The sequence below is a fragment of the Clostridium beijerinckii HUN142 genome (assembly GCF_000621745.1).
GTDB lineage: Bacteria > Bacillota > Clostridia > Clostridiales > Clostridiaceae > Clostridium > Clostridium beijerinckii_A.
In genome coordinates, this window is the sequence record NZ_JHXK01000045.1 from 24679 (window position 1) to 31098 (window position 6420).

At 29.3% G+C, this 6420-nt stretch carries 6 protein-coding genes and 1 pseudogene; 5 read left to right on the forward strand and 2 right to left on the reverse strand.

Going from position 1 to position 6420, the window contains the following annotated elements:
* Positions 1–120 precede the first annotated feature (120 nt).
* Positions 121–921: pseudogene (locus T483_RS32200) on the reverse strand (LysR substrate-binding domain-containing protein).
* A gap of 862 nt (positions 922–1783) precedes the next feature.
* On the opposite strand from T483_RS32200, the gene T483_RS0117510 reads away from it, so the two are divergent.
* The 5 genes from T483_RS0117510 to T483_RS0117525 all read left to right on the forward strand — a co-directional run bounded on the left by T483_RS0117510 (position 1784) and on the right by T483_RS0117525 (position 5387).
* Complete coding sequence (locus T483_RS0117510) at positions 1784–2968, forward strand: PLP-dependent aminotransferase family protein (RefSeq protein ID WP_026888009.1); 1185 nt, start codon at positions 1784–1786, stop codon at positions 2966–2968.
* A gap of 568 nt (positions 2969–3536) precedes the next feature.
* A complete protein-coding gene (locus T483_RS31155) occupies positions 3537–3689 on the forward strand; it encodes a hypothetical protein (RefSeq protein ID WP_155268511.1) in 153 nt (50 codons plus the stop codon).
* Positions 3690–3697: 8 nt separating this feature from the next.
* Positions 3698–4525, forward strand: a complete 828-nt coding sequence (locus T483_RS29385) for a sensor histidine kinase (protein ID WP_242841884.1) — start codon at positions 3698–3700, stop codon at positions 4523–4525.
* Between the two features lie 129 nt (positions 4526–4654).
* Positions 4655–4828: a phosphatase PAP2 family protein gene (locus tag T483_RS32205; protein WP_242841885.1), complete on the forward strand. Its 174-nt coding sequence runs from the start codon at positions 4655–4657 to the stop codon at positions 4826–4828.
* Positions 4785–5387, forward strand: a complete 603-nt coding sequence (locus T483_RS0117525) for an undecaprenyl-diphosphatase (RefSeq protein ID WP_026888010.1) — start codon at positions 4785–4787, stop codon at positions 5385–5387. The genes T483_RS32205 and T483_RS0117525 overlap by 44 nt, the downstream gene beginning before the upstream one ends.
* Before the next feature lie 483 nt (positions 5388–5870).
* On the opposite strand, the gene T483_RS0117530 is transcribed toward T483_RS0117525, so the two are convergent.
* Positions 5871–6149: a hypothetical protein gene (locus T483_RS0117530; protein WP_051560441.1), complete on the reverse strand. Its 279-nt coding sequence runs from the start codon at positions 6147–6149 to the stop codon at positions 5871–5873.
* Positions 6150–6420 lie beyond the last annotated feature (271 nt).

Sequence of the window (6420 nt, forward strand, 5' to 3'; positions counted from 1 at the left end):
AGATTAAAAGATATGATAAGGTAGGTATAACATAACTAGTTTTTCATTTTGTTTTGGAATTAATCAGAATGTGATTCTTTAAAGAATCAATGAAATATCTACTTGCTATAGGAATTGTTTTTAGATTATAAAAACAATTCCTACAGTACGTGTTACTGGTGGGCTTATTGGAATATTTGCTACATCGGAGCTTACACGTCTTAAAACTAATTCTGGCAAAATACTTACCACTAAGCCTTTCTCAATCATAGAAAGAATAGAATAATCATCATGAATACACATTTTGATATTCGAATGGAGATTCTGTGTATGAAAAGCTTCTAAAGATTCACTAATAACACCTTCTTCCAAAAGAAGAAAATGTTCAGTTGCAAGCTGTTTCAATGTAACTACATTCTTTCTTGCTAATGGATGATTTGGGGAAAAACAGCCCAAAGTTCACCATACTTTAAAGTAATAGTATTTAATCCTGATGCAACGGCAGGATTTATAAAAGCCAAAGTCAACTTCACTTGATTTGATCCATTCTTGAATAGTCGTATAGTCTACTTGATGAAGAATAAATTGTACATTAGGATAAATGGCCTGAAATTCTTTTATCATATGAGGTGGCCAATGACAGGATATACTTGAAATAGTACTAATTCGTATGATACCTGATTCAATACCTTTTATTTCGTTAGTTTTCCCTATTATTGTACGATAGGAGGAAGCAGTTTTTAAGATATAAGGATATAATTCTTTTTCTTCTGGAGCAAGTTTTACACCAGTTCGTGAACGCAGCAGTAGTTTCAAAGATAACTCATCTTCAAGTGACTGAATCATCTGGGTTATTCTCGATTGAGTATAACCCAGTAAATCTGTGGATTTTGAAAAACTTCCGGCTCCAACAATTTTATACAGAGCAAGAAATCTGTTCATATTATTATCTCCTTTGCATTAGAAAGTCTAATATATTAATCAGAAACAGTCGTTTTACTTATATATAGATACATTGTATACTGAGGTCATATAAAATTAGATATAGCAGAACTAGAAAAATACTCAAACTCAAAAAAATGGGGTAATGTGTGTAAAAGATGGATTGCAAATCAATGAAAATATTTGTGTATTGCTTTAGGGAATTTGATGAAAAAGAATTTTTGATGAGTTAACAGAAAAATATAGCTATACCTATGGATATACAGCGGAGTACCCAAACTTGAAAAATGCAAAACTGGCATAAGGATACCATGCAGTCAGCGTAATAGTATGTGATTTTAATACTGACCTATTGGATTGCTTTCACCAATTGGGAGTTCGTATGTAAGCTATGCACCAGATTCGGTGGCAGAATATACAGTTATGCTTATGATGATGGGGTGCCGTAGAATATGTTATATTTTAGATTGTGCACGGATTCAGTATTTTCCACTTAAGGGGATAATCAGGAAAAAATTTAGGCGGTTCTACTGTAGGAGTGATTTAAAATGGTCGGATTGGAAGGGCAGTAATTAAATCTAGGTTTGTAAAACTAATAAAAATAAAAATTGACAGGATTATGAAAAGCTTATGTATACTTGATCAAGAATCAAAAATTAAAAGGTTTGAGCTATCTATTTTATTTTGCGAAAGGAAAGCTTTAGTTTAACGGTGTTTTGTGATGCTAAAGCAACAATTATGACATGAGAGTAGGTTAAATTGTTTTTGATGTAAAAAACTTTTAAACATAAAATGTATAAAAAATTTAAAAAAGAGTAGTGTAAAAACTTTACACTAACAGTAATTTTAAGGGGGCAAAATTATGAATTTTAATTATGCAGAGAGGATGTCAAGCTTAAAGGCATCAGAAATCAGAGAAATATTAAAAATTACTCAAAGACCAGAAGTTATATCTTTTGCAGGAGGACTTCCTGCTCCTGAATTATTTCCTATTGAAGCAATAAAAGAAGTAAATCGAATAGTTCTTGAAGAAGATGGTCAAGGTGCACTTCAATATACAACAACTGAAGGATATAATTCTTTAAGAAAATGGTGTGCTCAGAGAATGAATAAAAGATTAGGCACAAATTTTAACTTTGAAAATATTCTTATTACACATGGTTCACAACAAGCTCTTGATTTAACAGGAAAGGTATTTTTAAATAAGGGAGATATTGTTTTATGTGAAAGTCCTACTTATCTTGCAGCTATTAGTGCTTTTAAAGCATATGAATGTAATTTTATTGAAGTACCAACAGATGATGATGGTATGATAGCAAGCGAGTTAGAAAATATTTTTAAAAATACAGATAGAATTAAAATAATTTATACTATTCCTGAATTTCAGAATCCAACTGGCAGAACATGGAGCATAGAAAGAAGAAAGGCGATTGCAGAAATGGCTAGTAAGTACAATGTAATTGTAATTGAGGATAATCCGTATGGAGAACTTAGATTTGAAGGTGAAACTCTTCCATCAATTAAATCTTTTGATAAGAGTGGGCATGTACTTTGCTCTGGAACATTCTCCAAGATTTTCTGTCCTGGTTTTAGAATTGGTTGGATTGCAGGTGACAAGGAGATAATACAAAAATATGTACTTGTAAAACAAGGTACTGATCTTCAATGCAATACAATTGCTCAAAGAGTTATTGCAAAATACCTTGAACTTTATAATATTGACGAACACATAGAAAAAATTCGTAAAGTTTACAAGGAAAGACGTGATTTAGCCCTCGAAACTATGGAGTCAGAATTCCCTAAAGAAATCCAATATACAAGGCCTCAAGGAGGATTATTTATGTGGATTGAGCTTCCAGAAAAAATTAATGTAAGAAATGTTCTAGAGAGATGTCTTGAGAGGAATGTAGCTTTTGTTCCAGGTGGTTCTTTTTTCCCAAATGGAGGTCATGAAAATACATTTAGAATCAATTTTTCAAACATGCCTAATGACAGAATTGTTGAAGGAATTAAAAATATAGCAGAAGTTCTAAGAGAATTTGTATAAAATTCAAAATAGCATTTGCTTTTTAAGAATACACTGATTGAGTTATTATGTGCATATTGAAAAGTATCAAATGAAGACATAAGTGTGCATTATAATGTTTAGAAAATGAAAGGAATACTTAAGGAAAGACTTCACAAAGTAGAAGATTATAATAAATAATTAAAATTACGAATAACCTTTAAAATCGGTATGAGTATACAGATCAAAAATCATATTTTCTATCAAAATTTTAAAGACACATTTAATGTGCAAGTTAATTTTAGAAATACCGGTTCATGAGGGGATTCTAAAATTCAAGTTAGTTTTTAATTTATTATTATAAATGAATAATAGCACATTTGCAAAAAAAATCAGATTTATAGAAATAAGTAAAAATAATATACAATAAACAAGTGAACTTAAAGCATATAAAAAGATTAATAAGTCTGATTATATGCTTTTTTTACAAATTTCTTAAAAAATTACCTTAAAGAATGCAACAAATTTCATCTCCTTTGGAAGCGATGGAACAAAAGGGAGAAAGAAAGTCTTTACCATTTTGTGGTTGAAGACTGGAAGGAGGGAAATTATGAAAACATCCTCTTTTGGAAAAGTAATTGAAATTCAATTTGATTGCTTAGTGAAAGAAGTTATAAAATGTGACAGAAAAAGTATTATAGGGATATTTCTAATCGTCAGAAAAAAGAAATTATCTTTTCAGATTTACCAGAACAAATTTTAAGTAAAAAAATGCTTAAACCAATTAACTACATAACTAAAACAGCTGAAAATATAAGTATTAATAATTTAAAAGAAAGAATAAATATAACAGGTCCAGACGATGAACTAAAAAGACTTGCATCTACCTTAAATAAGATGATAGATAGGCTTCAAGATTCTTTTAATAGACAAATACAATTTGTGTCAGACGCTTCTCATGAACTTAGAACCCCAATTGCAGTCATACAAGGATATGCTAATTTATTAGATAGATGGGGAAAAGATGATAAGGAAGCATTAGAAAAATCAATATACGCAATTAAGTTAGAAGCTAGTAGCATGGCAAGTTTGGTTGAAAATCTACTGTTTTTAGCAAAAGGTGATAGTGGAACACAAGTAATGGAGAAAAAGGAGATTTCGATTAATAAATTAATTGAAGAAGTAATTGATGAAAGTAATGTAATAGAAAAAGATCATGAGATATTAAGTGATAGGAATGATATTGGAGAAATTACTGCAGATTATGGAATGATAAAGCAGATGCTCAGAATATTTGTTAGTAATAGTATTAAATTTACTCCCAAAGGTGGAAAAATAAAGATTGATTCAGAAGTGCATAAAGAGTTTGTGAAAATAACTGTTAGCGATACTGGTATAGGAATACCTAAAGATGAAATTAACAATATTTTTGAGAGATTTTATATTGTAGATAAATCAAGGTCTAAAGAAAGTGCTGGCTCAGGGATAGGATTGTCCATAGCTAAACGGATTGTGGATATGCATAAAGGAACTATAAATGTAGAAAGTGAAGAGGGGAAGGGTACAAGGGTAATTGTTATATTATATCGAGAAAATTAATCTATATAGTAAATAAATAATAAGATGGAAGAAGTTTATTCTTTCATCTTATTATTTTTAAGATGATTCTAAGAATTTTTTAATCTAATTTTAATCTTCTGGGTTCATAATGACAAAACAATATAGTTAATGGCATTTTCAAGATTATACTTATATGCACATTACCAAACAGATGCATTAGTTGGTAGTGCTTTAGGCTTAGTATGCAGTAGAGAATCAATTGCTTTGTCAAAATATATTACAGGAAGGACAGATAAAAATGAATATGGAACTTTTTACAATAATAAACAATTCAGCGAATAAAAATACAATTTTAGATGAGATAATGATTTTCTTTTCAAAAGATCTCCCTTACATATTTATGGCAGTTGCTGCAATAGTATTTATCATAGGAATCATGAAAAAGAATTCTAATAGCAGAAAAGCTGTTTTTAGTGCTTTTGTTATTACGGTAATTAATTTAACTTTAAGTTTTATAATTGGGAATATATACTATGTGGACAGACCTTTTGTACGCAATAAAGTAAATTTATTAGTACCACATGTTACAGATGCATCATTTCCTAGTGATCATGCTACAGGAACAATGAGTATAGCTTTGGGACTTGCAAAATATAATAAGATACTTAGTACAATTTTAACTATATTATCATTAATTGTTGGTTTTTCAAGAGTTTATGTTGGAAACCATTATCCTATGGATGTAGTAGGTGCGTATATAATTGTTTTTGCAGTAAATTATATTTATAACTTGAAATTAAGATGCAAGGTTGACAATTTATATGAACTAGCTGAGAAGAAAATAGCAGAAAGATTAGGAAAGTTACACGGTAAATTATTTCAACCTAAAAGTGCAAATTAAATCCCAATTTTAATAAATGGAAGTATAAAATATTGACAGCATTTTAGCTGATGAAGATGAAATATATCAATATTTTTGAGATAAAAAAGAATTAATAGAATTAGAATTATCTAAGACAAAAGCAATAAAACAACGTGATATTGCAAATGCTAAGTTATTTCTTTTAGGTGAAACAATAGTAGTAGTTTCTGGGGGTGAAGATGAAAAAATTAATGAATTCATTAAGGACACATTAAGTTGTGATTATATAAAATATATTAAAGATTGAGGAATTTACAGTAGAGCAATTAGAGTTATTATCAGAAGAAGCAAAGAAAAATAATTTACTACTTACCTTAAGAGCAGAACATAATAATGTACATCAAGGTGTATTAGTTAATTTAATTAAAAGAGAAGAGATAGCAGATAATTTCTTAGAATATTTGCGATATGAATAAGTTCTACACAATACGATTATGATAAGTAGTTTGGGGATTTTGAAATTTAAGATGTAAAAGATAATTGACCACTACCTGCTATTATAATTTTATAACCATATTGCATTGGATTTAAGACATATTGCAATGAGTTTGGCTGAAAGCGTATAGATTGTTCCATTATCAGGTCTTCGTTAAGTATGGTGATAAAAGCTCTACCACCAGAAACATTTCGAACTTTATACGGAACATTTGGAAGTAGCTTTAAATCCTCAATACTATAAATTCCCTCAGAAAAGGTACTAGTTTGAGCGACAGAAGTTATTGAATTCATGCTAAATGACATAAATAGAAAAAATAGAAAATACAATAATAGATTTTTTCATTTGAGTAGCCACCTTTCATAATTCAAGTGTTATACAAGTAAGTGATTAAATTTATTATGTGGAATTATTAAATAAATATGCAGAATGAGAGTGTAAAATAGTCTGTGTAAACTTCATTAGGATGATATAATAAATTATCAAATGAAGGGAGCACAGGCTATGTCTTTATCTAGAGATGAATTAGTAAAATTAATTTTGAATAACTCTGATATAAAAACGGCTGAAGATATA